Origin of the sequence: Rhodococcus sp. T9N (assembly GCF_024436645.1) — a bacterium.
GTDB lineage: Bacteria > Actinomycetota > Actinomycetes > Mycobacteriales > Mycobacteriaceae > Rhodococcus_F > Rhodococcus_F qingshengii.
Genome location: NZ_JAMSKS010000066.1, coordinates 1 through 1163, shown reverse-complemented (window position 1 = coordinate 1163; position 1163 = coordinate 1). Strand labels below are relative to the sequence as shown.

Genomic DNA, 1163 nt, shown 5'->3' with positions numbered 1-1163 from the left:
GATGAGTGCGTCGCCTTGTCCGCCGCCGCCGCAGAGTGCGGCTGCGCCGATGCCGCCGCCGCGGCGTTGCAGTTCGAGGGCGAGGTGCAGGGCGATGCGGGCGCCGGACATGCCGAGGGGGTGGCCGACGGCGATGGCGCCGCCGTTGACGTTGACCTTGGCGGGGTCGAGGCCGAGTTCGCGGGTGGAGGCGATCCCGACGGCGGCGAATGCTTCGTTGATTTCGACGAGGTCGAGGTCGGTGGGGTCGATGCCTTCCTTCGCGCAGGCTTTGGCGATGGCCCGGGCGGGTTGGGACTGGAGGGTGGAGTCGGGTCCGGCGACGACGCCGTGGGCGCCGATTTCCGCGATCCAGGTCAGGCCGAGTTCTTCGGCTTTGGTTTTGCTCATCACCACGACGGCGGCGGCGCCGTCGGAGATCGGGGAGGCGGAGCCGGCGGTGATGGTGCCGTCCTTGCTGAACGCGGGACGCAGTTTGCCGAGGGATTCGGTGGTGGTGTCGGCGCGGATGCCTTCGTCCTGGGCGAAGACGATGGGCTCGCCCTTGCGTTGGGGGATGGAGACGGGGACGACTTCGTTGTCGAAGAGGCCGTCTTTCCAGGCGCGGGCCGCGTTCTGGTGTGAGGCGGCGGCGAAGGCGTCCTGCTCGGCGCGGGTGATGTGGGCGGTTTCTTGTTGGTTGACCTGTTCGGTGAGCAGGCCCATGGCCTGGTCGGTGAAGATGTCGTGGAGGCCGTCGTAGGCCATGTGGTCGCGGAGGGTGACGTCGCCGTATTTGAAGCCTTCGCGGCTTTTTTCGAGCATGTGGGGTGCGCGGGACATCGATTCCTGCCCGCCGGCGACGACGATGTCGAATTCGCCGGCGCGGATGAGTTGGTCGGCGAGGGCGATGGCGTCGATGCCGGAGAGGCACACTTTGTTGATGCTCAGGGCGGGGACGTTCATGGGGATGCCTGCGGCGACGGCGGCTTGGCGGGCGGGCATCTGGCCGGCGCCGGCGGTGAGGACCTGTCCCATGATGACGTAGTCGACCTGTTCGGGTGCGACTGAGGACTTGTCGAGGGCGCCTTTGATGGCGATGCCGCCGAGGTCGGACCCGGAGAGGTCTTTCAACGATCCGAGGAGTCGACCCATCGGGGTACGAGCTCCCGCAACAATCACAG

1 protein-coding gene is annotated in these 1163 nt (G+C 67.7%); it reads right to left on the bottom strand.

The features are described 5' to 3' along the window. The coding region (locus M1L53_RS33035) for an acetyl-CoA C-acetyltransferase (RefSeq protein ID WP_083471077.1) at window positions 1-1161 on the bottom strand (1161 nt) is incomplete at its 3' end. Between the last annotated feature and the right edge of the window lie 2 nt (window positions 1162-1163).